At 41.1% G+C, this 25,953-nt stretch carries 22 protein-coding genes and 19 tRNA genes; 22 read left to right on the top strand and 19 right to left on the bottom strand.

Annotated features, from left to right (window positions below; translation table 11 throughout):
* Positions 1-56: 56 nt before the first annotated feature.
* The 6 genes from CTN01_RS00470 to CTN01_RS00445 all read right to left on the bottom strand — a co-directional run bounded on the left by CTN01_RS00470 (position 57) and on the right by CTN01_RS00445 (position 867).
* A tRNA-Pro gene (locus tag CTN01_RS00470) sits at positions 57-133 on the bottom strand.
* Positions 134-174: 41 nt separating this feature from the next.
* Positions 175-251 (bottom strand) — tRNA-Pro (locus CTN01_RS00465).
* Positions 252-292: 41 nt separating this feature from the next.
* Positions 293-369, bottom strand: a tRNA-Pro gene (locus tag CTN01_RS00460).
* Positions 370-550: 181 nt separating this feature from the next.
* Positions 551-627, bottom strand: a tRNA-Pro gene (locus CTN01_RS00455).
* Between the two features lie 43 nt (positions 628-670).
* Positions 671-747, bottom strand: a tRNA-Pro gene (locus CTN01_RS00450).
* A 43-nt stretch (positions 748-790) separates the two neighbouring features.
* Positions 791-867: transfer RNA gene (locus CTN01_RS00445), tRNA-Pro, on the bottom strand.
* Positions 868-1,135: 268 nt separating this feature from the next.
* Between CTN01_RS00445 and CTN01_RS00440 the strand changes: the two genes are divergently transcribed.
* Together CTN01_RS00440 and smrA are read left to right on the top strand one after the other, a co-directional pair.
* Positions 1,136-1,276: a DUF3149 domain-containing protein gene (locus tag CTN01_RS00440; RefSeq protein WP_045150551.1), complete on the top strand. Its 141-nt coding sequence runs from the start codon at positions 1,136-1,138 to the stop codon at positions 1,274-1,276.
* Between the two features lie 144 nt (positions 1,277-1,420).
* A complete protein-coding gene (gene smrA / locus CTN01_RS00435) occupies positions 1,421-2,005 on the top strand; it encodes a DNA endonuclease SmrA (protein WP_045150550.1) in 585 nt (194 codons plus the stop codon).
* A 52-nt stretch (positions 2,006-2,057) separates the two neighbouring features.
* Here smrA and CTN01_RS00430 read toward each other — a convergent pair whose 3' ends face one another.
* The 5 genes from CTN01_RS00430 to CTN01_RS00410 all read right to left on the bottom strand — a co-directional run bounded on the left by CTN01_RS00430 (position 2,058) and on the right by CTN01_RS00410 (position 7,781).
* Positions 2,058-2,672 (bottom strand): LysE family translocator, encoded by a 615-nt coding sequence (locus CTN01_RS00430; protein WP_005369984.1) that lies wholly within the window; start codon positions 2,670-2,672, stop codon positions 2,058-2,060.
* 133 nt (positions 2,673-2,805) lie between these two features.
* The gene (locus CTN01_RS00425; RefSeq protein ID WP_045150549.1) at positions 2,806-3,723 is read right to left on the bottom strand and encodes a LysR family transcriptional regulator; all 918 of its coding nucleotides are present in this window, start codon (positions 3,721-3,723) and stop codon (positions 2,806-2,808) included.
* A 24-nt stretch (positions 3,724-3,747) separates the two neighbouring features.
* Positions 3,748-4,227: a Cys-tRNA(Pro) deacylase gene (gene ybaK, locus CTN01_RS00420; protein ID WP_045150548.1), complete on the bottom strand. Its 480-nt coding sequence runs from the start codon at positions 4,225-4,227 to the stop codon at positions 3,748-3,750.
* 210 nt (positions 4,228-4,437) lie between these two features.
* Positions 4,438-6,111: a bifunctional UDP-sugar hydrolase/5'-nucleotidase UshA gene (gene ushA / locus CTN01_RS00415; protein ID WP_045150547.1), complete on the bottom strand. Its 1,674-nt coding sequence runs from the start codon at positions 6,109-6,111 to the stop codon at positions 4,438-4,440.
* A gap of 311 nt (positions 6,112-6,422) precedes the next feature.
* Positions 6,423-7,781 carry a Na+/H+ antiporter NhaC family protein gene (locus CTN01_RS00410; protein WP_045150546.1) on the bottom strand — a complete coding sequence of 453 codons (1,359 nt, stop codon included), beginning with the start codon at positions 7,779-7,781 and terminating at the stop codon, positions 6,423-6,425.
* A gap of 299 nt (positions 7,782-8,080) precedes the next feature.
* Between CTN01_RS00410 and CTN01_RS00405 the strand changes: the two genes are divergently transcribed.
* Positions 8,081-9,964 (top strand): methyl-accepting chemotaxis protein, encoded by a 1,884-nt coding sequence (locus CTN01_RS00405; RefSeq protein ID WP_045084657.1) that lies wholly within the window; start codon positions 8,081-8,083, stop codon positions 9,962-9,964.
* Positions 9,965-10,046: 82 nt separating this feature from the next.
* On the opposite strand, the gene CTN01_RS00400 is transcribed toward CTN01_RS00405, so the two are convergent.
* The 7 genes from CTN01_RS00400 to hemA form a co-directional block, all read right to left on the bottom strand.
* Entirely contained in the window at positions 10,047-11,309 is a 1,263-nt protein-coding gene (locus tag CTN01_RS00400) for an SLC5/6 family protein (protein WP_045150552.1), read from the bottom strand.
* Between the two features lie 311 nt (positions 11,310-11,620).
* Positions 11,621-12,475 carry a 3-deoxy-8-phosphooctulonate synthase gene (gene kdsA, locus CTN01_RS00395; protein WP_005369997.1) on the bottom strand — a complete coding sequence of 285 codons (855 nt, stop codon included), beginning with the start codon at positions 12,473-12,475 and terminating at the stop codon, positions 11,621-11,623.
* Between the two features lie 15 nt (positions 12,476-12,490).
* Positions 12,491-13,300 carry a SirB1 family protein gene (locus CTN01_RS00390; protein WP_039872581.1) on the bottom strand — a complete coding sequence of 270 codons (810 nt, stop codon included), beginning with the start codon at positions 13,298-13,300 and terminating at the stop codon, positions 12,491-12,493.
* Positions 13,301-13,313: 13 nt separating this feature from the next.
* Positions 13,314-13,694 (bottom strand): SirB2 family protein, encoded by a 381-nt coding sequence (locus CTN01_RS00385; RefSeq protein WP_045150545.1) that lies wholly within the window; start codon positions 13,692-13,694, stop codon positions 13,314-13,316.
* A gap of 2 nt (positions 13,695-13,696) precedes the next feature.
* Entirely contained in the window at positions 13,697-14,551 is an 855-nt protein-coding gene (gene prmC, locus CTN01_RS00380; RefSeq protein WP_045150544.1) for a peptide chain release factor N(5)-glutamine methyltransferase, read from the bottom strand.
* Entirely contained in the window at positions 14,551-15,639 is a 1,089-nt protein-coding gene (prfA, locus tag CTN01_RS00375) for a peptide chain release factor 1 (RefSeq protein ID WP_045084655.1), read from the bottom strand. The genes prmC and prfA overlap by 1 nt, the downstream gene beginning before the upstream one ends.
* Positions 15,640-15,682: 43 nt before the next feature.
* Positions 15,683-16,945 (bottom strand): glutamyl-tRNA reductase, encoded by a 1,263-nt coding sequence (gene hemA / locus CTN01_RS00370; RefSeq protein ID WP_045150543.1) that lies wholly within the window; start codon positions 16,943-16,945, stop codon positions 15,683-15,685.
* Between the two features lie 214 nt (positions 16,946-17,159).
* On the opposite strand from hemA, the gene lolB reads away from it, so the two are divergent.
* The 18 genes from lolB (at position 17,160) to CTN01_RS00280 (ending at position 23,625) form a co-directional block, all read left to right on the top strand.
* Entirely contained in the window at positions 17,160-17,750 is a 591-nt protein-coding gene (gene lolB, locus CTN01_RS00365; protein WP_045150542.1) for a lipoprotein insertase outer membrane protein LolB, read from the top strand.
* 42 nt (positions 17,751-17,792) lie between these two features.
* Entirely contained in the window at positions 17,793-18,671 is an 879-nt protein-coding gene (ispE, locus tag CTN01_RS00360; RefSeq protein ID WP_045150541.1) for a 4-(cytidine 5'-diphospho)-2-C-methyl-D-erythritol kinase, read from the top strand.
* A 32-nt stretch (positions 18,672-18,703) separates the two neighbouring features.
* Complete coding sequence (locus CTN01_RS00355; protein ID WP_005370023.1) at positions 18,704-19,651, top strand: ribose-phosphate pyrophosphokinase; 948 nt, start codon at positions 18,704-18,706, stop codon at positions 19,649-19,651.
* A 237-nt stretch (positions 19,652-19,888) separates the two neighbouring features.
* Complete coding sequence (gene pth / locus CTN01_RS00350; protein ID WP_045150540.1) at positions 19,889-20,479, top strand: aminoacyl-tRNA hydrolase; 591 nt, start codon at positions 19,889-19,891, stop codon at positions 20,477-20,479.
* A gap of 97 nt (positions 20,480-20,576) precedes the next feature.
* Positions 20,577-21,668, top strand: coding sequence for a redox-regulated ATPase YchF (gene ychF, locus CTN01_RS00345; RefSeq protein ID WP_005370028.1), 1,092 nt, complete (start codon positions 20,577-20,579; stop codon positions 21,666-21,668).
* Between the two features lie 313 nt (positions 21,669-21,981).
* Positions 21,982-22,058, top strand: a tRNA-Met gene (locus CTN01_RS00340).
* Between the two features lie 49 nt (positions 22,059-22,107).
* Positions 22,108-22,192: transfer RNA gene (locus tag CTN01_RS00335), tRNA-Leu, on the top strand.
* A 42-nt stretch (positions 22,193-22,234) separates the two neighbouring features.
* Positions 22,235-22,309: transfer RNA gene (locus tag CTN01_RS00330), tRNA-Gln, on the top strand.
* Between the two features lie 38 nt (positions 22,310-22,347).
* A tRNA-Met gene (locus CTN01_RS00325) sits at positions 22,348-22,424 on the top strand.
* Between the two features lie 82 nt (positions 22,425-22,506).
* A tRNA-Leu gene (locus tag CTN01_RS00320) sits at positions 22,507-22,591 on the top strand.
* A gap of 42 nt (positions 22,592-22,633) precedes the next feature.
* Positions 22,634-22,708: transfer RNA gene (locus tag CTN01_RS00315), tRNA-Gln, on the top strand.
* Between the two features lie 33 nt (positions 22,709-22,741).
* A tRNA-Leu gene (locus CTN01_RS00310) sits at positions 22,742-22,826 on the top strand.
* 82 nt (positions 22,827-22,908) lie between these two features.
* Positions 22,909-22,993 (top strand) — tRNA-Leu (locus CTN01_RS00305).
* Between the two features lie 41 nt (positions 22,994-23,034).
* A tRNA-Gln gene (locus tag CTN01_RS00300) sits at positions 23,035-23,109 on the top strand.
* 38 nt (positions 23,110-23,147) lie between these two features.
* Positions 23,148-23,224, top strand: a tRNA-Met gene (locus tag CTN01_RS00295).
* A gap of 81 nt (positions 23,225-23,305) precedes the next feature.
* Positions 23,306-23,390: transfer RNA gene (locus CTN01_RS00290), tRNA-Leu, on the top strand.
* A 41-nt stretch (positions 23,391-23,431) separates the two neighbouring features.
* Positions 23,432-23,506 (top strand) — tRNA-Gln (locus tag CTN01_RS00285).
* Between the two features lie 34 nt (positions 23,507-23,540).
* Positions 23,541-23,625 (top strand) — tRNA-Leu (locus tag CTN01_RS00280).
* Between the two features lie 128 nt (positions 23,626-23,753).
* Here CTN01_RS00280 and CTN01_RS00275 read toward each other — a convergent pair.
* Positions 23,754-24,914, bottom strand: coding sequence for a 2-octaprenyl-3-methyl-6-methoxy-1,4-benzoquinol hydroxylase (locus CTN01_RS00275; protein WP_045150255.1), 1,161 nt, complete (start codon positions 24,912-24,914; stop codon positions 23,754-23,756).
* Between the two features lie 162 nt (positions 24,915-25,076).
* Here CTN01_RS00275 and mtgA point away from each other — a divergent pair, with 162 nt between their 5' ends.
* A complete protein-coding gene (gene mtgA, locus CTN01_RS00270; RefSeq protein ID WP_045150256.1) occupies positions 25,077-25,796 on the top strand; it encodes a monofunctional biosynthetic peptidoglycan transglycosylase in 720 nt (239 codons plus the stop codon).
* Positions 25,797-25,953 lie beyond the last annotated feature (157 nt).

The raw sequence follows: 25,953 nt of genomic DNA, 5'->3' as shown, positions 1-25,953 counted from the left end.
TAGTTTATAAACATCAGATGTAAAAAAGCCCCGTTTTCAACGAGGCTTTTTATAAGTGGTCGGTGAAGAGGGATTCGAACCCCCGACCCTCTGGTCCCAAACCAGATGCGCTACCAAACTGCGCTATTCACCGACTGTAAATAATGGTTTTATTAAAACCACTACTTTTAATAGTGGTCGGTGAAGAGGGATTCGAACCCCCGACCCTCTGGTCCCAAACCAGATGCGCTACCAAACTGCGCTATTCACCGACTATAAATAATGGTTTTATTTAACCACTACTTTTTAATAGTGGTCGGTGAAGAGGGATTCGAACCCCCGACCCTCTGGTCCCAAACCAGATGCGCTACCAAACTGCGCTATTCACCGACTGTAAATAATAGTTTTATTAAAACTACTACTTTAAATTGTAGTCAGTGAAGAGCTGAGTCTATATAGAGAATGAATCTCCGACCCTCTGGTCCGCTATTTCCAAAAACAGGATGCTTACCAAGCTACGTCATTCACCGACTGTAAATAATGGTTTATTAAACCACTACCTTTTAAATAGTGGTCGGTGAAGAGGGATTCGAACCCCCGACCCTCTGGTCCCAAACCAGATGCGCTACCAAACTGCGCTATTCACCGACTATTAATAATGGTTTTATTAAAACCACTACCTTTTAAATAGTGGTCGGTGAAGAGGGATTCGAACCCCCGACCCTCTGGTCCCAAACCAGATGCGCTACCAAACTGCGCTATTCACCGACTGTAAATAATGGTTATATTAAAACCACTACCTTTTAAATAGTGGTCGGTGAAGAGGGATTCGAACCCCCGACCCTCTGGTCCCAAACCAGATGCGCTACCAAACTGCGCTATTCACCGACAAATTCAACAACGCTCTGCGTCGTAGAGGTCGCTTATAATACTCGCCAAATTGATTTTAGCAACCCCTATACGGTATTTTTTTTTGTAACGAATTTTTTTGCTCATCAAGCAACCAAATTTGTGCATTCTCGGTAACTTAAGTGATTTCAAACGCACAAATAACCACAACAATGAAACAGCCTTTTTACTCTTGTTCTAGATCATAACAACAGACAATACACATTGTTCAAATAACAACTATCACATCCAAATGCTAGGGATCTACATGGACTGTTGGTTAGCACTTTTATTTGGAAATAGTATAGAACTTGCTTCTATGCTCGTTATTTTTTCAGCGTTTGGCTTAATGCTATTTTTGGATGATTACTTCATCTATAAAACAGTCACAGCAACTTCTCCTCGCTAGTAACCTTTCGCAATTTACATATTGCATGGGGGCTTTATATCTCCTTAGCCCTCTTTTTCATTTTCTTACCTTTCACCATCAACTAGGCAAGATTTTATAACACTTGTATAATCAATAGCATCGGTTACTTAAAGTGAAAGTCCTATGCCAGATAATAATGAATTAGACCTTTTTAAAGAAATGATGGCCGATGTTGCGCCAATCAAACAAGATACTGTGACCATTTCGCAAAAATATCAGGTATCAGAATCTCAACTGGCTCGTCGAATAGCAGCTCAAAGCCTCGCTGAAAGTGATTCTGTGTATTTATCATTAGATAATGCCAAAATGGTAAAAGCTGATGATATGATTGAATTTAAAAGAGATGGTGTACAAGAAGCTGTCTTTAGAAAAATGCGTCAAGGTAAGTACGATATTCACGGTCGTTTAGATCTTCATAAAAAGTCATTACAACAAGCGCGTGATGAAATATTAGCATTTCTAAAGCAATCACAACGTTTAGATATTCGCACCGTTATGATAGTTCATGGTAAAGGTGAGCGTTCCAATCCACCTGCATTAATGAAAAGCTATGTCACAACATGGTTAGAGCAAATATCTGATGTGCTTTGCTTTCACTCGGCGCAACGACAACATGGTGGCACTGGTGCACTATATGTCATGCTAAAGAAAAGCCCTGAGAAAAAAGCTGAAACACGAGAGCGTCATCTAAATCGTCGCAGCGAATAATTTAAAGACAATAAAGAGCGGTTTTGCCGCTCTTTTCTTTTAGGCTTTAAAATCACACTAGCCAAAGTACACGACAAGCAAGTCCAATAAGCACAACACCAGATAGACGATCAATCAATACAGCACGGGATCTTAACGTTTGTAACACTCGAGGGTATGACAAGACACAAGCAACTAAGGTGTACCATAATCCATCGACTAATAGTGGTGTCGCCACAATAACAATTTTACTTCCAGTTTCTGTACCCAACGCAACAAATTGACTAAATAGAGCCAAAAAATATAACGCTAATTTAGGGTTTAATAATGAGATCATTAAACCATCTCTTGCCGCATGAAGAAGGGAAGAAGGCTTTCCTGCTGCGAGTTTTTCTGCAACGCCGCCTTTAGATCGCAACGCATTTACGCCTAAATAAGCTAAGTAGCCAGCTCCTGCATAACTAATCATATTAAAGACTGTTGGTGATTGTTTTAAAACAACCGCAAGCCCTAATAATGTTAATAATGCGTATAAACCTACCCCACAAGCATGCGACCAAGCCGTTACTAAGCCATGTTTACGCCCACCTGTTAAGCTATGTTTAGCAACAACAGCAAGGCTAGGTCCTGGTGACATCGCCCCTAATATACAAATTAATAATAATGATAGCCAAATACTGATGGTCATGATGTTCTCCTTACATTGGCAGAAAAAATACCAAGTAAGCGTTATAAGAAGAAATCAAAAGAAATCATTACGGTCATGATAAAAAATCATTACCTTCCATATCGTAAAAACACATCACTGTTCATTAATGATTCTATTTCCCCATTGAATACAAAGAGCCTTTCATTAACGTTAGTACATGTTCTCGCAACCATTGATGGGATAATTCGTTGTTATATTTAGGATGCCATAGCAACCAATACTGATTCAGCACACTTGGAAATGGTAATGGCTTATAAACAATATTATAGAAATCTTGCATCGTAACGGCTATGTGTTCTGGAATAACAAGAAACATTTCAGTACGAGAAACAATACTTAAAGCAGAGCCGAAAAATGGCACTGCTGTTTGAATATGTCGCCGACAACCTAAAGTACGTAATTCCACATCAACGAAACTGTCTTTATCTCCACCACCGTTAACAGAAATATGATTGTAGGCAACAAAGTCTTGTACCGTTAAATCTAACTTTGTATTTGCTAATGGATGAGTCGCACTCATCACACACACCGCACGATCAGAACCAATCTGTATACCTGATAATCCGGCAGGTATATTTGGAGCCATAGTCGATACTAACTGAATATCAAGATCGGCTAATTGGTCAGTGTAACTTGGTGACCATAGTTGATAGCTCACATCAAGCAAAGGCGCGTGCAATGTTAATAACTCGACGATATCAGGAAAGATATATTGCGCGACATAATCAGAAGATGACAAGACTATTTTGCCGCGCCAGTTATGCGGCGAGAACTGTTCTGGTTCAAACACCAAATCGCAATCGGTAAGCAATGACGTAATTTTATCTTGTAGTGAAAGTGCGCGAGGGGTCGGTAATAAACGGTTTCCCTCACGCACAAACAAAGGATCTGAAAAAATTTCACGCAATTGTGTCAGTTGCCGACTTACTGCAGACTGAGTAATGTGTAAGCGCTCTGCCGTACGTGTTACATGACATTCATCCAATAAGACATGTAATGTTCGAAGTAAGTTTAAATTAGGTACTGACACACTCTTTGCTCTCTATCCTTGGTATTAGTCTTCCTTGCTAATCGGGGCAAATTTACCGCCAGTCAAACTAACTAAATCTTTGGCCGCTAGTTCTATTTCTAAGCCTCGACGACCTGCACTAACACAAATAGTATCAAACGTTTCTGCGCTAGTATCAACAAAGGTTGGTAACCGTTTTTTTTGTCCTAACGGGCTTATACCACCCACAATGTACCCCGTTACTTTTTCAGCAAGCTTTGGATCGGCCATTTCAGCCTTCTTACCACCAGCAGCTTTAGCTGCTGCTTTTAAATCTAGCATGCCAGATACAGGAACCACGGCAACCGCTAAATTTTTAGGATCGCCATTTAATGCAAATAATAGCGTCTTAAATACGCGATTAGGATCTAACCCTAAAACTTCTGCCGCTTCATGCCCAAAATTATTATTGGCTGGATCATGTTCATACTGATGAACTTGATACGAAATTTTTTGTTTCTTTGCTAATTGAATTGCGGGAGTCATTATTTTTCACTCTATTTATTATTCAAACAGCTGTGGTTAATTCCCCCTATTGCCCAAAGCAACTAAAGAAATTAAGAACATCTGTTTACCTGTAATGATTATATCGTGAGTTGACAGTTTTCGGCTATATCCATAATAAAGAGGGATTTTAAATACAAAAAAGCGCATCGAATAAAAATATCAGATGCGCTTTAGAGCAATTAATATTGCTTATTTATAAACAATTTCACCTTTCGGCGCGAATTTGTTTACATCAATTGGTGAATTCGTTTCCAAGTATTGCTTTAATACTTCCGCGTCAACAAATCCCGTATTTACATGACCAGCGTGATCATTGATCTTTGGATAGCCATCACCACCTGCTGCGTTATAGCTTGGCACAGTGAAACGGTAAGTCTTTTTCAGATCTAGCGGTTTACCAGCAAACTTCACATCACTTACTTTGCCATTTTCAATAGTCATTGAAATGCCGTAGAACTGCGCATAAGCACCAGAATCAGTCGGCTTAGTAGCAACAACATTTAAATAATCTAAAACTTCTTTCCCTGACATATCGGTGTATGTCACGATATTGCCAAACGGTTGAACGGTTAGTACATCTTTATAAGTAATGTCACCGCCTTCAATCGAATCACGAACACCGCCTGAGTTCATTACAGCAAAGTCCGCCTTAGCACGTTGCATGTGTGACGCAGCAATAAGACGACCTAAGTTTGTTTGCTCAAATCGAACCACATTACGATCGCCTTCTAGCTTGCCATTCGACTTGGCAATCTTAACGTTTAACTGCTCTTGTCCATGCTCTTGGTAAGGCTTAAGGAAGTTATACACTTCTTGGTCTTTTATAATTTCATCTTGAATAAAGACACGCTTACTTGAGCCATCATCTAGTTTAACTTTTTTCTTCAAGTTAACAGGGATCAGATCGTAACTTACTAGTGACAGTTCACCGTTCTGAAATTCAAAGTCAGCACGGCCAACATACTTACCCCACTCGTGAGCTTGGACAATCCACGTACCATTTTGCTGATCAGGTACACACTCATCACCCGGTTTAAAATCTTTCTTCGCAACATTAGGGCCTTCCATACAAACAGGCTCTTGCGAGTGACCACCGACGATCATATCGAGATCGCCATCATCTAAATAACGTGCAAGCGCAACATCACCCGGTGCATTAATACCACGATGACCATCTTCGTAGTGACCCATGTGCGTTGCCGCAATGATCACATCAGGCTTTTCTGTTTTTTCTAGCTCGGCGATCACTTTTTTAGCTTCTGATTTTGGATCGCGAAACTCTACATTGCCGATAAATTCAGGATTGCCAATTTTAGCGGTGTCTTCTGTCGTCAAACCGATGACTGCAATCTTGATCCCCTGCTTTTCAAAAATTTGGTAAGGCTGAAATAAACGCTCACCTGTTGTCTTATCGTAAATATTAGCCGACAACATTGGGAAATTCGCCCACTCTTCTTGCTTACGTAGCACATCTAGTGGGTTATCAAATTCATGATTCCCTAATGCCATTGCATCATAACCAAGTAGATTCATTCCTTTAAAATCTGGCTCTGCATCTTGTAGATCAGATTCAGGAACACCCGTATTAATGTCACCGCCAGAAAGTAATAAGCTAGTACCACCTTGTTTTTCTACTTCTGCACGAATTTCATCAATTAATGTCTTACGGGCAGCCATACCGTACTCACCATTCTGGTTGTGCCAGAAACGACCATGATTATCGTTAGTATGAAGAATCGTGATTCTATAAGTAGTATCAGCATCCCATGCTGATGAGGCTTTTTCCGCTGTAGTTGCACAACCTGAAAGAACGGCAACGATAGTGGCGCTTAATGCTGTTTTAGCAAATAGGCGTTGCTTCATGGTATCCACCTTAACTGTATTTTTAATGGCGGTTTCAAACGAAGAAAATATTTCGTAAAACCGGTACAAATTGATCAGTCACACTTCAACCACAAAAAAATGTCATTAAAAGCGAAACAATGTGACCAACATCGCCAGTGTAACGAAATAAATACGTATGACTTTTCCATTCTAAATTTTTGTTAACAGGATCACTTTTCGTCTTTCAAAACTCTTGTTTATGTCACGCCAAAGCACAAAAAAGCCCAGTAAATACTGGGCTTTTATCAAACAGTTATGTTTAACACTACTTTATAGTGATTTATATCACATTATACTTTAGCCAATTTTCGACTAGGATGTTTCAGCATAATCGCAACAATGGCAGAAAACGCTAAAAAGAAACAGTAATAAGAGTGCGCAACAACATCTAATGGTGATAACTCAAAAACAGAACCAAGGAGTAATGCTTGCGCTCCGTATGGCAAAACACCTTGAATAACGCACGAAAAAATATCGAGCAGACTTGCGGAACGACGCGGTGTAACTCCATTTTCATCAGCCAGTTCACGTGCAACCCCGCCTGACACAATAATCGCAACAGTATTATTTGCCGTACATAAGTTAGTCAAACTCACAAGACTAGCAATACCAAACTCACTAGCACGTAAATTTTCAGACGACTGATGTTTTTTACTAAAGACATTAATCACACGACTGATGGTTTGAGTTAGAAAAGCGAGTCCACCTTGTTGGCGCATTAATTCACTAATACCACCAATCAACATAGAAAGCAGGAAGATTTCCTGCATATTACTAAAACCACCATAAATATCTTTGCCAAAACTGGTAAAACTATAATCAGCAACAGATGTTAGCCCGACACCACCAGCCAGTAGAATACCAACAGACAGTACAACAAACACATTAACGCCAGATACTGCGAGTACCAAGATAGTGATATAAGGAATGACTTTTAACCATTCAATAGGTGTTGTTTCAGGTAATTGTGTAACCGAGCTATTAAACGCAAATAATAAAATTGCAGCAAATGCAGCAGGTAAAGCGATTTTAATATTTTCACGGAATTTATCTTTCATCTGACAGCCTTGTGATCGCGTTGAGGCAATTGTGGTGTCAGAAATAATAGAAAGGTTATCACCAAACATTGCACCGCTAAGAACAACACCTGCAGTTAATGCGACATCCATACCAGACGCATGCGCAATGCCTAATGCGACCGGGGCTACTGCAGCAATCGTCCCCATCGATGTTCCCATTGCGGTGGCAATAAAAGCAGAAATCACAAAGATACCAGGTAAGATCATGCTTGCAGGAATAAGTGATAAGCCAAGGTTGACCGTTGCATCCACCCCACCCGACGCTTTAGCAACAGAAGCAAAAGCACCAGCCAATAGGTAAATCATACACATAGCGATAATATCGCTATGACCTACACCACTAATAAATTGCGCTATCGCTTTATTTAGTTTTTCTTTGCTTAATAAAATCGCAACAACAACAGCAGGCAAAGCTGCAACAGGTGAAGGTAATTGATAAAAAGCGAAATCAACTCCTTGCATAGTAAGGTAAGTACCAACACCAATGAATAAAGCTAAAAAAATACCCAAGGGTAATAGTGCTAATGCAGAAGGTGAAATGGTTTGTTTATTTTTATCTGTGTTTGGCATGGCGACTACTGAGGTTCTATTGATAAATTCATTCTAAGACTAAAGGGATGCGTTCACAGTGTCAACATCTAGACGTCTAAACATCCATAAGGAATGTAACTAAATTACACATTCAGTCCAGTCCAATTTATCTTTGTGTTTTATGACAAGAAAAACGCTTATTTTGTAGTAAAAGTACAAAAAATGGAACGTTCATCACTCAATTAAGTAACACTAATAACAATCCTGTTATTTAAGGTGCATCTACGATAAACAACCGCTAAAATCTGCTAACATTTACTGGATTTTAGGGATATATAATGCAGTTAACATTAAAACAAAAACTTATTGTCGCGAGTTTATCGGCAGTTTTAGTGATGGCGACTGCACTCACTTGGCTCGCTGCTAATCAAATTGATACTCAAGCTAAACGTGATCTTTATGCTCGAGCAAGTAGCCTAACCGAGGCTGTTAGCAGCAGTGTGGGTGACTGGGTAAATATTCGTACCAATATTATTGACTCAGTAACAATTAATAATCCTGACATTGCTATGATCCCCTCTTTAAAGCAAGCCCGTTTAGCGGGTCAATTTGAAGATATTTACTTCGGCAGCACCGCAGGTATCGCCACCAGCTCTTTTGCTGAACGTGATTTATCTCAGGTAGATCCACGAACCCGTCCTTGGTACCAACAAGCACAAAAAGCGAATAAGACCATCATATCGTCACCGTATATGGACACCTTAACTAAAGCTAAAATGGTGACCATCGCCAAACCTGTTTATGATAATTCTACTTTTATCGGTGTTATCGGCGCTGATATATTGATCACCCAATTAATCGACGACATCGTCAATTTGAATGTTGGTCAAAATGCATTTGCTATGTTGATCAATAAAAAAGACGCCACGTTTATCGCTCACCCTGATCAGCAGCTATTGCTACAACCTATTTCACGTTATAGCAATGCGCTTTCTATCAATTATATTGAGCAGCAAATTCATAATAATGCACTGACTAACCTGACTATTAACGATCAGCCTAAGCTACTTTATTTTGCTAACATCCCTCATACTGACTGGATATTAGCAATCAACATGGATAAAAAAACCGAGGAAGCAAGCCATAAAGCATTGCTTTATAAGCTCCTTCTTACCGCTGCGGTTATTGCACTGTTAGTCATTACTACAGTGGCATGGTTAGTTAACTTCTTGTTCCGCGATTTAGATCGCGTATCAAACGCACTGGCAGAAATCGCTAGTGGTGAAGGCGATCTAACTCAACGTATTGAACCAAAGAGCAATGATGAAGTGGGTCAACTCGCCAATAACTTCAACCAGTTCGTTGGCAATATGCATCAAATGGTGGCACGTTTAAACCATGTTTCTCAATCACTCAGCCAACAGTCACATTTAACCGCAACCCAAGCAGAAGAACGTAGTACCCGTATCCAGCATCAACAAGATGAAATCAATATGGTCGCAACTGCTATCAACGAAATGGCAGCAGCAACCAAAGAAATTGCATCTAACGCTGAAAATACAGCACGAACAGCAGAAGAAACCGTGATGGCATCTAATCATGGTGCTGCTCAGGTAAATCAAAGCCAGCAATCTATTTCTAGTTTGGCGCAAGAAGTTGAAACGGCCACAACCGTGATCAGCGATCTTAATAGCCATGCCCAGAGCATCAACACAATTCTTTCAACTATCCAAGGCATTGCAGAGCAAACTAACTTGCTGGCATTAAATGCTGCGATTGAAGCTGCACGTGCTGGCGAACAAGGTCGTGGATTTGCAGTCGTTGCAGATGAAGTGCGAGTGTTAAGTCAACGTACGCATGCCTCAACCCAAGAAATTCAACAAATGATTGAAACGCTACAGCAAACCACAGGGCAAGCGGTTGGGATAATGGAAGATAGTCGTCACCTATCTGAAACCAGTGTTGATGATGCAAGCTCTGCTTCTGCTAGCTTGGCGCAAATTACCAACGCTGTTAATAACATCAATGATATGGCAACCCAAATAGCCTCTGCTGCCGAAGAGCAATCATCAGTGACATCAGAGATCACGCGCAATACCGAAGGGATCCGTGATGTCTCAAACGAGTTGGCTGTTGAAGCTAATGAAGCTGCAAAACAAGCCGCTGAATTATCAGAGCTCTCTTATGAACTGCAACAAGAAATCAACCGCTTTAAATTATAATATATCTAAATAAACAAAAGGCTTGCGTATAACGCAAGCCTTTCTTTTAGAGTTCAATTTAAACCAGCTATCAAGTAAATGTTTACACTAAACTAAAAATAATCGCCGCGACGGCTAAACATCCCATCAATAAAATAAACCAAGTACTGATTTTACCTCGGTACATTTTCAGGCTTTCAATTCGATATACCGCAAGCATTGGCATAATAAAAAGTATCATCGCAATCACAGGGCCAGATAACGCTTCCATCATCCCTAAAATACTTGGGTTCATAACAGCTGCAAACCAAATAGAGAAGAACATGATCACTACCCCAATCTTGTCGATGGTTTTTAATGGTAGTGATGTTTGTTTCGCTACAATGCCATTGAAGCTTTCACGTGCGCCCATAAAGTGCCCTAAAAACGATGACGTAATTGCAATAAAAGCAATTAAAGGGCCTAGCAACATAATAAAGTGACTGTCTTTAACGTTCGCTAAATAAGATAACACTGACACGTTATCCATTTTTGCATGCTGCAACTGCTCAGGGGATAAACTTAACACGCAAGAGAATACAAAGAACAAAACAAAAGTAATCAACATCATTGAGGTACGCTTTAAGATTGTTTCTGATTTTCGATGTGCATGATCGCCATACTGACGACGTTGAGCATTCACAAAGCCAGAAACGACAGGCGTATAACTAAAAGCAAAAACAACAACCGGTATTGATAACCATAACGATGAGCTAAATTCAGTAATACTTTGAGAGAAATTAAGATTAGGTATGTGCCAACTTGGGATCAAGTAAATAGAAATGCCTGCCAAAATAAATGCCAGTGGGTAGACAATCACTTCAAACGCTTTAAGCATCGCTTTTTCACCCGCAAGCATCACAGTGATCATCAAGAAGACTAATCCGCCTGATAACAACACCCTTGACGGCGCTTGCCAACCTAATTGATGGACAATAAAACTATCAACGGTATTGGTTAGGCCGACACCATAAATAAGTAAAATAGGGAAAATAGAAAGAAAATAGAGAGCTGAAATTAAGCGTCCATAACGGGAACCAAAATGCTCTTCAACTACATCGGTAAAATCAGCGTTAGAAGAAGATGATGACAAAACAAAACGCGCTAATCCACGATGAGCCCAAAATGTCATAGGCCCAGCTAATAATGCCATTATAACCAGTGACCAGAATCCACCTGAGCCAATATTTATTGGTAAAAATAAAATACCCGCACCAACAGATGTACCAAATAAGCTCAACATCCAACGAGTGTCATGCTGGGTCCATTTAGATAAACGTGTTGTTACTGCATGTTCGGGATACTCTTGAGTGGTTGTTAGTGACACGGGAAACTCTCTGATCGAATAAAATGCTGCGGCAAGTATGAAACCACAGCCAACAATTTTCAAAATTAGTGAGACAAACATCACACCAATGAAAGAGATACCAAAAAAGCATACTAACTACATCTGTGAAAAATAGTGAAATTTAACTTCAAAAAACACCATTAAAAACAGGATAAAGTATCGTATTTTTACATCTTTCGAACTTTAATAAATCGAACACTTATTATACAAAACAACCGTTTTATCGTTCTATTGGCACAAAAAAGCCCAGTGATTATGAATCACTGGGCTTTAAATAGAAGCAGGTAAACTTAGTTTACTTCAATCGGGGCAAAGCTCTTAATGAGATCATCAAGTTGCTTAATTTGCGCAAGGAATGGCTCAAGCTTATCTAATGGGAACGCAGATGGACCATCACATAGTGCAAGATCAGGTGTTGGGTGCGCTTCCATAAACAAGCCTGCAATACCCGTAGCAATACCAGAGCGAGCGAGATCAACGGTTTGCTCACGACGACCACCAGAGGCCGCACCTAGCGGATCACGACACTGCAGTGCATGTGTTACGTCAAAGATAATTGGACTACCCTTTGATGCTTTTTTCATTACATCAAAACCAAGCATATCAACTACTAGGTTATCGTAACCGTGCAATACACCACGCTCACATAAGATCACATTGTGATTATCACATTCAGCGAATTTCTCAACAATGTTACCCACTTGGCCAGGGCTCATGAACTGCGGTTTTTTCACATTAATCACAGCGCCTGTTTTTGCCATTGCTTCAACAAGATCAGTTTGACGAGCCAGAAACGCTGGAAGCTGAATCACATCAACCACATCAGCAACAGGTTGTGCCTGCTCTTTCTCATGAATATCAGTGATGATTTTCACACCAAATGTGTCTTTTAGTTCTTGAAAGATTTTTAAACCTTCTTCCATACCAGGACCACGGTATGAATGAACAGATGAACGGTTAGCTTTATCAAAAGAGGCTTTAAATACGTAAGGAATACCTAATTTCTCAGTGACCTTCACGTAGTGCTCACACATTTGCATCGCTAAGTCGCGAGACTCAAGCACATTCATGCCACCAAATAAAACAAATGGCTTATCATTTGCAACATCAATATCGCCTATGCGAACAGTTTTTTGTTCCATCATATTTGTTGTTCTCTTCTAGTGTAGAATCAGAGGCTCATCAAAGAGCGTCTCTACTTGAGTTTTGAGTAAATCAGCGGCTGGATCTTCTGGGCATTGCTCAATAAAGTATGAGTAATCCATCGCTGCAGCGTGATTACAATCAAGCTGTTGATAAATATAGCCTCGGTCACGGATCTCATGGGGATCGCCTGGACTAAATACCAGCGCAAGATCACTACAACGTAAAGCATCCGTAAAATGTTCTTCACGAAGAAGTGCACTTTTCATAACCGTTAACCAACGCGTTAAAATTTCATGATTCTGCTGCGTTTTAAGATATTCAGGTTTAAGTTCAGTAAATGGGCCACGGTGACCAATCAACCAGCTACGTAATATATGTGTGCTAACAAACTCACCATCAAACGGATTAATATACTGAACATCGCTTTCTGACCATGTCGCCTTTAATAAAAACTGGGTAGGAAAGCCTACGCTTTCAATCGGCAGATCAAGGTGCTGAGATAAATAAAGAAATAAAGCACCAAGGCTTACAGGAATCCCCTTTCTACGCTCCAGTACTTTATCTAAGAATGCATTATCTGACGAAAAGTATTGCTGATGATCGCCTTGAAATCCCCACTCTCGATAAAAAAGGCGTAAAAGCCCCTCTAACCGTAAACGAGGATTAACTTCTTCCATTAATGTTTGCTCAGCTTCCTGCGCTAATTGAGATAACTTTAACTCCACCCACTGGGTTGGAAATTCAGGAACGATGTCCTTCATCATATCAATAGCACCATAAACTAATGGCCGCGAATTTAATTCGTCTTCATTAAACAGCATCATGATCTAACCTAACTTAACCTAAAATTGGCGTTTTCGTTACCGCCAATTGCGCAGCCAGAAATACCCAGCCCAATGCGCCTAAAAAGGCAAATGTCTTAAAGACTTTATTTTTACCCATGTGTAACGTGACATAACCAAGGGCGATGTAAGCGAGTACACAGGTTAGCTTTTCAGTTAACCAACCATTACCAGCCGTAAAAGGCATAAATCCTGTAATGAAAATTAATGCTACACCACTAGCTAAAAGCACAGTGTCGACAATATGGGGAGTAATCTTGAAAAACTTTTTATTTAACAGTGATGAGTTTGCCATCATCATGATGTAGCGAGTCACAAACAGTAAAACACTGAGTGCGATTGCTACTAAATGAAGATGTTTCATTGCTACATACATAATTATAATTCTCCTTGCCAGCAGCCCATCGTGACACGATCGAGCCCTGCATAGTCTTGACTGGTAGATACTTGTTGATAACCCAGCTGCTCTAAAATTGTTCTTACAGCCAAACCTTGCTCGAAGCCATGCTCCATTAACAACCAACCACCTACTGTTAAGTGTTTACGTCCTTGCGCGCTAATAATACGTATATCAGCTAAGCCATTATCATCAGCAACTAATGCACTCTTTGGTTCAAAACGGACATCACCTTGAACTAAATGGGGATCGGCGTGATCAATATAAGGCGGGTTACTCACAATAAGCTCAAACACATCATTGTTTTGTAGTGGTGAATACCAGCTTCCCGCTAAAAATCGGGTATTTAATATTGATAAACGTTGGCTATTTTCATGCGCAAGCTCAGCCGCTTCTTGACGTAAATCGATGCCGGTAACATGAACACTTGGACACTCAGAAGCAATCGCCAGTGCAATCGCACCGGTTCCGGTTCCTAAATCCAATACTTTGGTAGTAGCGCTTGTGATTTTATCTAATGCAAGTTCAACCAAACGCTCAGTATCAGGACGAGGGATCAAGGTTGAAGGTGAGACTTTTAATGGCAGTGACCAAAATTCACGCTCACCAACAATATATGCAATAGGCTCACCATTTAGGCGACGTGCAAGTAGCTGCTGAAAAATATTATATTGCTCATTATCTAGTTGCTTTTCAGGCCACGTTAATAAATAACTACGAGGCTTATCAAGCACATGACATAACAACACAGCACTATCAAGTTGCGGACTTTCAGAGCCCGCACTTGCTAGTTGTTCAGTAGTTTGCTTTAGCAAATATTCAATGCTTTGAGGCATTAGTTTTGCTCAGACATCGCAGCTAGTTGATCCGCTTGGTATTCAGTAAATACAGGTTGGATCAATGCATCTAAATCACCTTCCATCACTTCATTTAAGCGGTAAAGTGTTAGTGTAATACGGTGATCAGAAACACGACCTTGTGGGTAGTTATAAGTACGGATACGGTCAGAACGATCGCCAGAACCTAGTAGGTTACGACGTGTGCTCGCTTCTTCAGCATGACGCTTTTCTTCTTCTGCTTTAATAATACGAGCAGCAAGGACTGACATCGCTTTCGCTTTGTTCTTATGTTGTGAACGCTCATCCTGACACTCAACAACAATACCTGTTGGTAAGTGAGTAATACGAATGGCAGAATCGGTGGTGTTAACGTGCTGGCCACCCGCACCAGAGGCACGGAATGTATCAATTTTCAAATCACCAGCATTGATTTCTGGAATCTCTGCTTCTGGAATTTCAGGTAATACCGCAACAGTACAAGCAGAGGTATGAACGCGACCTTGAGATTCAGTTGCAGGAACACGCTGAACACGATGACCACCTGACTCAAATTTCAAAATACCGTAAGCACCATCACCATTGACTTTAGCGATCATCTCTTTATAACCGCCTTGTTCAGAACGGTTTTCATTGATGATCTCAATACGCCAGCCACGACTTTCTGCATATTTGCTATACATACGGAAAAGATCACCAGCAAAGATACCCGCTTCATCACCACCTGCACCTGCACGGATTTCGACAAAACAGTTACGATCATCATTAGGATCTTTAGGAATCAATAGCACTTGAAGTTCATCAGCTAAGCGTTCAATTTCAGCTTTGGCTTCTTTGATTTCTTCTTGTGCCATTTCACGCATTTCTGCGTCATCTTCTTGCGCCATTTCTTCTGCAGCGACTAAATCTTCTTTTGCTTGTTGATAAGCTTGAAAACACTTCGTCACTTCTTCTAGCTGAGAATATTCTTTTGATAGCGCACGAAAGCGATTTTGATCCGCAAGAACACTTGCATCACCAAGGAGATGTTGAACTTCTTCGTAACGTTCAACAAGAGTTTCTAATTTAACTAAAATTGATTGCTTCATAATCTTCTAATAGTGCTGAGCGAAAGCCAAAGGCGATCAACTACTAATCGTTATAGGAATCCAGACCGAGTGCTTCACGAATCACTGCTAATTTTTCAGATTCGCCATTTTTTGCGACCTGCTGCATAGCCTTGGTTGGTGCATGGATAAGCTTATTGGTAAGTTTATTACTGAGCTCTGCTAACGCCTTTTCAGGCTCGGTACCATTAGCAATGGCTTGGAGACTACGCTGTAGTAGCTCCTGTTTAATTTCTTCCGCAAATTGACGATAATCTCGAATACTATCAACGGCTTCAAGTGAGCGTAACCACTGCATAAATACAGCGCTTTCTTCACTTATAATCGCTTCAGCTTGAATCGCTGCTACCTTACGCTGCTCACGGTTCTTCTCTACAATCGAGTGAAGATCATCAACAGAATATAAGTAAGCATCGTTCAATTCGCCAACTTGTTGTTCTATATCTCGAGGCACGGCAATATCCACCAACAGCATAGGTTGATGACGACGTTGCTTTAATGCCATTTCAACCATCCCTTTACCAACAATCGGTAATGGGCTTGCGGTTGAACTTATAACAATATCAGCGCGATGGAGGTGATCAGGAATTTCTTCAAGACTGATCACTTCAGCACCAAACTCTTGTGCAATCCCTTCCGCTCTCTCACGCGTACGGTTAGCAACAATCAAACTATTACAACCTTGTTCAACGACATGGCGAGAAACAAGTTCAATCGTTTCGCCTGCACCAACCAGTAAAATAGTAGCACCAGATAAAGACTCAAAAATTTGTCGCGCTAAAGAACACGCCGCATAAGCAACAGAGACGGCATTACCGCCAATGTCAGTTTCAGTACGTACGCGTTTCGCTACTGTAAAGGTTTTTTGAAACAGCTTTTCTAAGGTGCCACCTACTGCTTCGTTGTCTTTTGATTCCGAATAAGACTGCTTCACCTGTCCTAGGATTTGCGGCTCGCCCAATACTAACGAATCAAGGCCACAAGCAACACGCATTAAATGACGTGCTGCCGCTTGCTCTTCATGAAAGTACAGGCTTGGCATCAGTTCTTCGGCTGTGATCTGATGAAATTTGGTCAACCAGTCAATGATCACACCCGGCCCTGACTGTGAAATCTCACAGTAAACTTCAGTACGGTTACAAGTAGATACTATAACCCCACTTAATACCTCAGGGTGGTTTTTCAGCAGCTGCAACGCTAAGGAAAGCTTTTCAGGAGAAAAAGCCACTTTTTCGCGTAAATCAACAGAAGCTGTTTTATGGTTGATTCCTAATGCAAGCAAGGTCATGGAGACGGTGTACCCACTTCGCCGGTGAAAAAATCTAAGGAAGGGATTTTACTTGATGCCCTGACTTAATAAAAGGTAGCTGACGTAATCAATCAATAATGACTGCATTTTTATTGCCTTATTTGCCTAATTTACCCCTTATTTTTGCTTAATATTTGGCTTTAATTAAAATAATCGTTATTGTTTTTGCTCATTCTTATTACGAGCTTTCATCATGAGATTACGTAATTTAGCCTTTATTGCTATTACATTTGCCTTATTATCTGGCTGTGCACAAACGCCCAAAAGCACCGCAAAAGTAGATTGGGACACGCACCAAGCACAATTAAAGCGTCTAACTGATTATCAAGCAAAAGGTGTGTTTGGCTATTTAAGCCCTGAGCAACGCATATCTCTCACCTTTAACTGGAAAAATCATGATGATGAATACCAGTTAATCTTAACAAAAATGTACAAAACCGTCCTTAATCTCAATGCAAAGCCGGGTAACGTCACACTAATCGATCCTGATGGTAAAACCTATCATGGTGCTGATGCTGCACAATTAGTGAAGCAACTAACTGGAATCGAATTACCCCTATCACAAATGCGTGATTGGCTAATTGGTTTACCGACAGCTGCTGATACTTATCAGCTAAACAGAAATGATCAAGTCGCTTATCTTGCCAAAGAGATTGATGGTCAAGTATGGGAAATGCACTACAACACGTATAATGATCAAAGCCCTGCATTACCGACACAAATGGTACTAAACCAAGGCAAACTCAAAATTAAAATTAAAATCTCTAACTGGTTAGCGAATTAAATAGCAAAGCATTTACGATTACTCAAAATAGACGAGCATTGCATGAGTCAATACATCCCTTTTGGTGTCGCGAGCCAATGGCCTGCGCCAGCAAAACTGAATTTGTTTTTATACATTACAGGCCAACGCCCAAATGGCTACCATGACTTACAAACCTTGTTTCAGTTTGTCGATTATGGCGATACTTTAACCATCACCCCACGTCGTGATAACCAAATTAATTTAACGCCAGCAATTGAAGGGGTTAAAACTGAAGATAACCTGATTTATCGTGCTGCAAATGCACTTCGTCAAGCCGCAAATTGTGACTTAGGAGCCGATATTCATATTGATAAGATCCTTCCCATGGGAGGCGGTCTTGGTGGTGGTTCCTCTAATGCCGCAACAGCATTAGTCGCCCTCAATCATCTTTGGCAAACCCAGCTATCGGTTGATGAATTAGCAGATATTGGTCTTAAATTAGGTGCTGATGTCCCTGTTTTTGTCCGTGGTACAAGCGCATTTGCCGAAGGTATTGGTGAAAAACTGCAACCTGCAGAGCCACAAGAAAAATGGTTTTTAATCGCAAAGCCTGATATTAGCATTGCAACTGTCGATATTTTCACCCATCCTGAACTTCCGCGTAATACTAAAAAACGTAGCCTAGATGCACTGTTACGTGGAGTTTACGAAAACGATTGCGAAAAAATTGTAAGAAGTCTTAATCCTGAGGTTGATCAGGCGCTTTCGTGGCTGTTAGAATACGCGCCGTCAAGATTGACTGGCACTGGCGCTTGTGTGTTTTCGGAATTTAACACTCAACAAGAAGCCAACGCAATCCTGAACATTTTACCTGACTGGCTCCACGGATTTGTCGCAAAAGGTGTCAACACGTCTCCTCTTATGGCAGCCTTAGCAGCACATTCTACGGATTGTCAGTAATTACAACTTGGACGCAACCTGAGGTTTACACCGTGCCTGATATGAAGCTGTTTGCTGGTAACGCAACACCAGAACTAGCCCAACGCATCGCTGATCGTCTTTATATTTCCTTGGGAGATGCTACGGTTAACCGTTTCTCCGATGGTGAAGTATGTGTACAAATTAATGAAAACGTACGTGGTAGCGACGTATTCATTATCCAATCAACTTGTGCACCAACGAACGACAACCTAATGGAACTGGTTGTTATGATCGATGCACTACGCCGCGCTTCAGCGGGCCGTATTACTGCTGTAATTCCATACTTTGGTTATGCTCGCCAAGATCGCCGCGTTCGCTCTGCTCGTGTGCCGATTACTGCTAAAGTTGTTGCTGATTTCCTTTCTAACGTAGGTGTTGACCGTGTCTTAACTGTTGACCTACACGCAGAACAAATCCAAGGTTTCTTCGACGTACCTGTTGATAACGTATTTGGTAGCCCTGTCCTACTTGAAGATATGCTAGCAAAAGATCTACAAGATCCAGTGGTTGTTTCTCCTGATATCGGTGGTGTTGTACGTGCTCGTGCAATCGCTAAACTGCTTGATGACACTGACATTGCTATCATTGATAAGCGTCGCCCTCGTGCAAACGTTTCTCAGGTTATGCATCTAATCGGTGATGTTGAAGGCCGTGACTGTATCATCGTTGATGATATGATCGATACAGGTGGTACATTGTGTAAAGCCGCTGAAGCACTAAAAGAACGTGGTGCTAAACGTGTATTTGCTTACGCAACTCACCCAGTATTTTCAGGTAGTGCACTAGAGAATATCCGTGAATCTGTTATCGATGAAATTATCGTTACAGACTCAATTACGCTAACAAAAGAAATTGAAGCTACGGGTAAAGTATCAGTATTAACACTGTCAGGTATGCTAGCTGAAGCTATTCGTCGTATTAGCAACGAAGAATCAATTTCAGCAATGTTTGAGCACTAATTTGCTCACTCGGTTAGATTGCCTTAATTTAATCGGATAAGATATTTAACGCCTCGCTACTGCGAGGCGTTTTCTTTTGTCTAGCCTGCAAAAACAGTGACGATGAAGAGCCATATCAATTTTAGTTAATTTAATATAATATATGGCGCGTTTTGAGCCCGACATCCAGTAACTCATTGTCACTATAATTTCAGGTGCAACCCGCTAAGTTACTGGTAAATGACAAGAGAGATAAACGTGAGTAATAATATTCGTTTGCTTGTTGGCCTCGCTAACCCGGGTCAAGAGTACGCCAACACCCGCCATAATGCCGGTGCCTGGATAGTTGAAGAATTAGCGCGCGTCCACAATGTAACCCTTCGCCCTGACCCAAAGTATTTTGGTTTAACAGGAAGAATTACAGCCAATGGACAAGATCTTCGCCTATTGATCCCATCGACTTTTATGAACCTGTCAGGAAAGTCGGTTGCTGCGTTAGCTAACTTCTTCCAAATCAAACCCGAAGAAATTTTAGTTGCTCACGATGAATTAGATTTACCACCCGGTGTTGCGAAATTTAAAAAAGGTGGTGGTCATGGCGGACATAATGGTCTTCGCGATATCATTAGCAAAATGGGTAATAATAAGGATTTCTATCGTCTGAGGATCGCTATCGGTCATCCAGGCGATAAAAACAAAGTCGCAGGCTACGTACTTGGAAAAGCACCAGCTAAAGAGCAAGAATTGATTGATGCAGCTGTAGATGAATCTGTTCGCTGTATTGATGTCTTACTTAAAGACGGCTTAACAAAGGCGCAAAATCGCCTACATACATTCAAAGCAGAATAGCCACACATTTTCGCGTACTATTTTGCCGCTATAGATACAGTCATTCGTACTATAGTTGAGTTGTTACACAGAATAATCACCAAAAGGGTTTTAAACCATGGGTTTTAAATGCGGTATCGTAGGTCTACCAAACGTTGGTAAGTCAACTCTATTCAACGCCTTAACAAAAGCAGGTATTGAAGCAGCAAACTTCCCGTTCTGTACTATTGAACCAAACACAGGTGTAGTTCCTGTGCCAGATCCACGTATGGATGCATTAGCAGTATTCGTAAATCCAGAACGAATTATGCCAACGACGATGGAGTTTGTTGATATCGCGGGTCTTGTTGCTGGTGCATCAAAAGGTGAAGGCCTTGGTAACAAGTTTCTAGCTAATATCCGTGAAACAGATGCTATTGGTCACGTTGTACGTTGTTTTGAAAACGACAATATTGTCCACGTTGCTGGTCGTATCGATCCTCTAGAAGACATGGATATCATCAACCTTGAGCTTGCGATGGCTGACTTAGATACGTGTGAGCGCGCTATTCAGCGTTTAGCTAAACGTGCAAAAGGCGGTGATAACGATGCTAAGTTTGAAATCAAAGTACTAGAGAAGATGCTTCCTCACCTAACTGAAGGTGGCATGCTACGTGCGCTAGAGCTGACAAAAGAAGAAAAAGCAGCGATCGATTACCTGCACTTCTTAACGCTTAAGCCAACTATGTACATTGCTAATGTTAATGAAGACGGTTTTGAAAATAACCCATTCCTTGACAAAGTAATTGCACGTGCAGCAGAAGAAAATGCGGTTGTTGTTCCAGTATGTGCGGCAATGGAATCAGAGATCGCTGAACTGGATGATGAAGATCGTGAAGAGTTCCTTGCTGATATGGGTATCGAAGAACCAGGTCTTAACCGCGTGATCCGTTCTGGCTATCAGCTACTGTCTCTTCAAACTTACTTTACTGCTGGTGTTAAAGAAGTACGTGCATGGACAATCCCTGTAGGTGCAACAGCACCAAAAGCAGCAGGTGTTATCCACACTGACTTCGAAAAAGGCTTTATTCGTGCAGAAGTTATTGGCTATGACGATTACATCAATTGCGGTGGTGAGTCAGGTGCTAAAGAAGCAGGTAAATGGCGCCTAGAAGGTAAAGAATATATTGTTAAAGACGGTGATGTTGTTCACTTCCGTTTTAACGTGTAATTTTTTGCTTAGTCGCTAGTCTCACAAATTCTATAAGCCAGCTTTATTAGCTGGCTTATTTTTATCTAAATAGAAATTTCACTTATTTGTTAGCAATATAAATAACTTGATAGTGTTCACATTTATTGAAGTTTTAAGCTGACAATCGTAATTTCAGTTTGTCATTCGCACACATCGTCCAAATATGCGCCGAACAAACGAATTTTAGCGATATATTTAAAAAAACTATTGACGGTTTTCGCTGGTATGAGCATAATGCGCCCCGTTCCCGACACAGTGGCTCGTTAAGAAATACTGTGAAAAATAGGAAAATGGCTACGTAGCTCAGTTGGTTAGAGCACATCACTCATAATGATGGGGTCACAGGTTCGAATCCCGTCGTAGCCACCATTCAATTTTCACGTTAAAATTGAATATCGGTTCTAGAAACTGATAAAATGCGGAAGTGGCGGAATTGGTAGACGCACCAGATTTAGGTTCTGGCGCCGCAAGGTGTGAGAGTTCAAGTCTCTCCTTCCGCACCATTCTCTCAATAGAGTTGAGAGATGCTTTAAAAAAGCACTTGTAGGTCTATCGCCAAGCGGTAAGGCAGCGGCTTTTGATGCCGCCATTCCCTGGTTCGAATCCAGGTAGACCTGCCATTATTTAAGAGTATTGATGAATATCAGTATTCTATGTTGGCTACGTAGCTCAGTTGGTTAGAGCACATCACTCATAATGATGGGGTCACAGGTTCGAATCCCGTCGTAGCCACCATTAATTCTTTAAATCAGCTTTTTACCAATTACTGATTTAAATTATACAACTAGAGACAACAGTTACTTGTAACTGACAATATGCGGAAGTGGCGGAATTGGTAGACGCACCAGATTTAGGTTCTGGCGCCGCAAGGTGTGAGAGTTCAAGTCTCTCCTTCCGCACCATTCTCTCTAGTTTGTGAAAAGTCTTGTGTAAACAAGCGCTGTAGGTCTATCGCCAAGCGGTAAGGCAGCGGCTTTTGATGCCGCCATTCCCTGGTTCGAATCCAGGTAGACCTGCCATTATTTAGATTGATTGTCTCGACAGTTAATCATGCGGAAGTGGCGGAATTGGTAGACGCACCAGATTTAGGTTCTGGCGCCGCAAGGTGTGAGAGTTCAAGTCTCTCCTTCCGCACCATTATTCTTTAGATCAGTTTTTACCAATTACTGATTTAAAAAATACAACTAGAGAAACAACAGTTATTCGTAACTGACAATATGCGGAAGTGGCGGAATTGGTAGACGCACCAGATTTAGGTTCTGGCGCCGCAAGGTGTGAGAGTTCAAGTCTCTCCTTCCGCACCATTCTCTCTAGTTTGTGAAAGTCTTGTGTGAACAAGCGCTGTAGGTCTATCGCCAAGCGGTAAGGCAGCGGCTTTTGATGCCGCCATTCCCTGGTTCGAATCCAGGTAGACCTGCCATTATTTAAGAGTATTGATGAATGTCAGTATTCTGTGTTGGCTACGTAGCTCAGTTGGTTAGAGCACATCACTCATAATGATGGGGTCACAGGTTCGAATCCCGTCGTAGCCACCATTATTCTTTAAATCAGCTTTTTACCAATTACTGATTTAAATTATACAACTAGAGACAACAGTTACTTGTAACTGACAATATGCGGAAGTGGCGGAATTGGTAGACGCACCAGATTTAGGTTCTGGCGCCGCAAGGTGTGAGAGTTCAAGTCTCTCCTTCCGCACCATTCTCTCTAGTTTGTGAAAGTCTTGTGTGAACAAGCGCTGTAGGTCTATCGCCAAGCGGTAAGGCAGCGGCTTTTGATGCCGCCATTCCCTGGTTCGAATCCAGGTAGACCTGCCATTATTTAAGATTGATTGTCTCGACAGTTAATCATGCGGAAGTGGCGGAATTGGTAGACGCACCAGATTTAGGTTCTGGCGCCGCAAGGTGTGAGAGTTCAAGTCTCTCCTTCCGCACCATATATTAGAAACCCACTCTTTGAGTGGGTTTTCTTTTATCTGGCAATAAATTATTAGATAAAGAAAAAGCCGAGAGACAATGTCTCTCGGCTTTCTACATTTCGTTACGTAAATAGCAAAATCTTTAATTAAAGCCCCATAGCGTACTTCAATACTTGTTTTTTAATACCGCCAGCCCCATCGGCTAAACGAAGCCCTGCATTACGAATAAACTTTAATGGCCCGATATTATTACTAAACGCCATATAGAAAAAATCCATCCCTGTTTGCATTACAAGGTTATCAGGACGACGACGACGTTGATATTTATCAAGTGTCGAACATTCATCCCAATGCTCACCTGCCGCTTCTATTTCTTGAAGTAAAACATCAACATCTTTAAAGCCTAGATTTACACCTTGGCCTGCTAATGGATTAATCGTATGAGCAGCATCACCTAATAAAACGACATTTGGTTTGTAATAGGTTTGTGCGTGACGACGCGTTAGTGGAAAAGATCCATGATCAACCACACTGAACTCACCAAGCTCTTCAGGAAAAACGGCAGAGATCTCTGCATGCAACTGTTCAGAAGTCATATGTGATAGGCGTCGAATGCGTTCAGGGCTGTCATACCATACTAATGACCCTTGATGTCCAGGCAACGGTAAGAATGAACGAGGGCCTGCAGGCGTAAACTGCTGCCATGTAATATCTTGTTGCGGCAATGCTGTTTTTATATTAATCAGCATACAGTGTTGACGGTAATCCCACGCTGTAATACCAATATCGGCTTGTTGGCGCACTTGAGAATTAGCGCCATCGGCACCAATTAATAATCGGCACTGTAGCTGTTGAGTATCTTCCAACTCAACGATATAGCCATTTTCAATCGATGTTGTTGAAACCATTTTTGATGGGCAATATAACGTCAAGTTATCGATATTGTCGAACTGCTGCCAAAGCGCAAGTTGCAACAGGCGATTTTCAACAATATAGCCTAGTTGTTCTAACCCCATATCGTCAGCATTAAAGCGTGTACGACATTCTGGGGTTTCCCACGTTTCCAATCGTTTAAAAGGACACAAACGCATGTTGAGTACCTCATCCCATGCGCCTAACCGATCTAATAATGCAACGGAATGAGGAGAAATTGCGGAAACACGCAAATCCATCGGCTGTGTGTTCGCAAAAGGTCGAGGAGCAAAGCCTTCTAATACGGCAACGTCTAAACCTAACTTCGCTAAGCCAAGCGCGGTTGCAGCCCCAACCATACCGCCACCAGCAACGATGACATCATACTGCTTCATTATTTACCTACCTATTACGTTCAGGCTCATTATTTGGTTATAATCCAATAAACCATCATAGTAACTCGAATTGTATAAAAAATTTTAATATATAGGGAATGTCACTAAGATAAACATTCTTTTATTGTGCGATCACTTTAATAAGCAGGAAACAGCCTTACCATGCTAAAACGCTTTTTCATTAAATTTATTTTATTTGTACTTTTGTTTCCTATATTTCTCGTGATTATTTTTAAATTTATTAATCCGCCATTTTGGGGATGGGAAATTAGCCGAATGCTATTTCCACCTCAAGGTTACCCTGCGCACACTCAACACGAATGGGTTAATTTAGATAAAATATCAAAAAACATGCAGTTAGCTGTGATAGCTTCAGAAGATCAAACCTTTCCTGAGCATCACGGTATTGACGTACAAGCGACGCTGGCAGTATTAAGACATGAAGGTAAAACTGGGCCAGTGCGTGGTGCCAGTACGATTAGCCAGCAAGCGGCTAAAAATATGTTTCTATTCCCAGTACACTCATATATTCGTAAAGGCATCGAATTATACTTCTCTTTATTGATGGAAATAGTTTGGGGAAAAGAGCGTATTCTTGAAGTTTATCTAAATATTATTGAATTTGGTCCTGGTATTTATGGTGTCGAAGCAGCGAGTGAACACTTTTTCCATATACCTGCGAGCCGACTAAGTGCCCAACAGGCAGCACAACTTGCCGCTGTATTACCGAACCCATATAAGATAAAAGCATCACCAATGAGTAATTATGTCTATCAACGTACTCTATGGATCCGCCGTCAAATGCGTCAACTTGGTATGGTAACACTCAATAAAGTCTATAATGAACAATCACTTTTCAAATCATTCCATCTTTATCCATAGCTTGGAATAAACCCACAATTTATTCAGGGTGGTGATGATCTGGTCAGAGCGAGTTTAAAGCAGTACAATACGCGGCTTGCTACAGGCGATTACTATCATGTCCCCTGTCAGCCCGTAATCTGAATGTAATGAAATCAACACTACGAGCGAAGAGTTA

It is taken from the genome of Photobacterium angustum, from assembly GCF_003026365.1.
GTDB lineage: Bacteria > Pseudomonadota > Gammaproteobacteria > Enterobacterales > Vibrionaceae > Photobacterium > Photobacterium angustum.
The sequence above is the reverse complement of the archived record's forward strand: the minus strand, read 5'-3'. Positions and strand labels throughout refer to the sequence as shown.

What these genes read in the sequence shown, in the direction of transcription:
- CTN01_RS00440 (WP_045150551.1), top strand. Translation starts at nt 1,136, where the DNA reads ATGGACTGTTGGTTAGCACTTTTATTTGGAAATAGTATAGAACTTGCT.
- prfA (WP_045084655.1), bottom strand. Translation starts at nt 15,639, where the DNA reads ATGAAGCAATCAATTTTAGTTAAATTAGAAACTCTTGTTGAACGTTAC.
- kdsA (WP_005369997.1), bottom strand. Translation starts at nt 12,475, where the DNA reads ATGATGGAACAAAAAACTGTTCGCATAGGCGATATTGATGTTGCAAAT.
- lolB (WP_045150542.1), top strand. Translation starts at nt 17,160, where the DNA reads ATGAGATTACGTAATTTAGCCTTTATTGCTATTACATTTGCCTTATTA.
- ispE (WP_045150541.1), top strand. Translation starts at nt 17,793, where the DNA reads ATGAGTCAATACATCCCTTTTGGTGTCGCGAGCCAATGGCCTGCGCCA.
- ychF (WP_005370028.1), top strand. Translation starts at nt 20,577, where the DNA reads ATGGGTTTTAAATGCGGTATCGTAGGTCTACCAAACGTTGGTAAGTCA.
- CTN01_RS00430 (WP_005369984.1), bottom strand. Translation starts at nt 2,672, where the DNA reads ATGACCATCAGTATTTGGCTATCATTATTATTAATTTGTATATTAGGG.
- hemA (WP_045150543.1), bottom strand. Translation starts at nt 16,945, where the DNA reads ATGACCTTGCTTGCATTAGGAATCAACCATAAAACAGCTTCTGTTGAT.
- mtgA (WP_045150256.1), top strand. Translation starts at nt 25,077, where the DNA reads ATGCTAAAACGCTTTTTCATTAAATTTATTTTATTTGTACTTTTGTTT.
- CTN01_RS00390 (WP_039872581.1), bottom strand. Translation starts at nt 13,300, where the DNA reads ATGATGCTGTTTAATGAAGACGAATTAAATTCGCGGCCATTAGTTTAT.
- prmC (WP_045150544.1), bottom strand. Translation starts at nt 14,551, where the DNA reads ATGCCTCAAAGCATTGAATATTTGCTAAAGCAAACTACTGAACAACTA.
- ybaK (WP_045150548.1), bottom strand. Translation starts at nt 4,227, where the DNA reads ATGACTCCCGCAATTCAATTAGCAAAGAAACAAAAAATTTCGTATCAA.
- CTN01_RS00385 (WP_045150545.1), bottom strand. Translation starts at nt 13,694, where the DNA reads ATGTATGTAGCAATGAAACATCTTCATTTAGTAGCAATCGCACTCAGT.
- CTN01_RS00410 (WP_045150546.1), bottom strand. Translation starts at nt 7,781, where the DNA reads ATGCCAAACACAGATAAAAATAAACAAACCATTTCACCTTCTGCATTA.
- ushA (WP_045150547.1), bottom strand. Translation starts at nt 6,111, where the DNA reads ATGAAGCAACGCCTATTTGCTAAAACAGCATTAAGCGCCACTATCGTT.
- CTN01_RS00405 (WP_045084657.1), top strand. Translation starts at nt 8,081, where the DNA reads ATGCAGTTAACATTAAAACAAAAACTTATTGTCGCGAGTTTATCGGCA.
- CTN01_RS00275 (WP_045150255.1), bottom strand. Translation starts at nt 24,914, where the DNA reads ATGAAGCAGTATGATGTCATCGTTGCTGGTGGCGGTATGGTTGGGGCT.
- smrA (WP_045150550.1), top strand. Translation starts at nt 1,421, where the DNA reads ATGCCAGATAATAATGAATTAGACCTTTTTAAAGAAATGATGGCCGAT.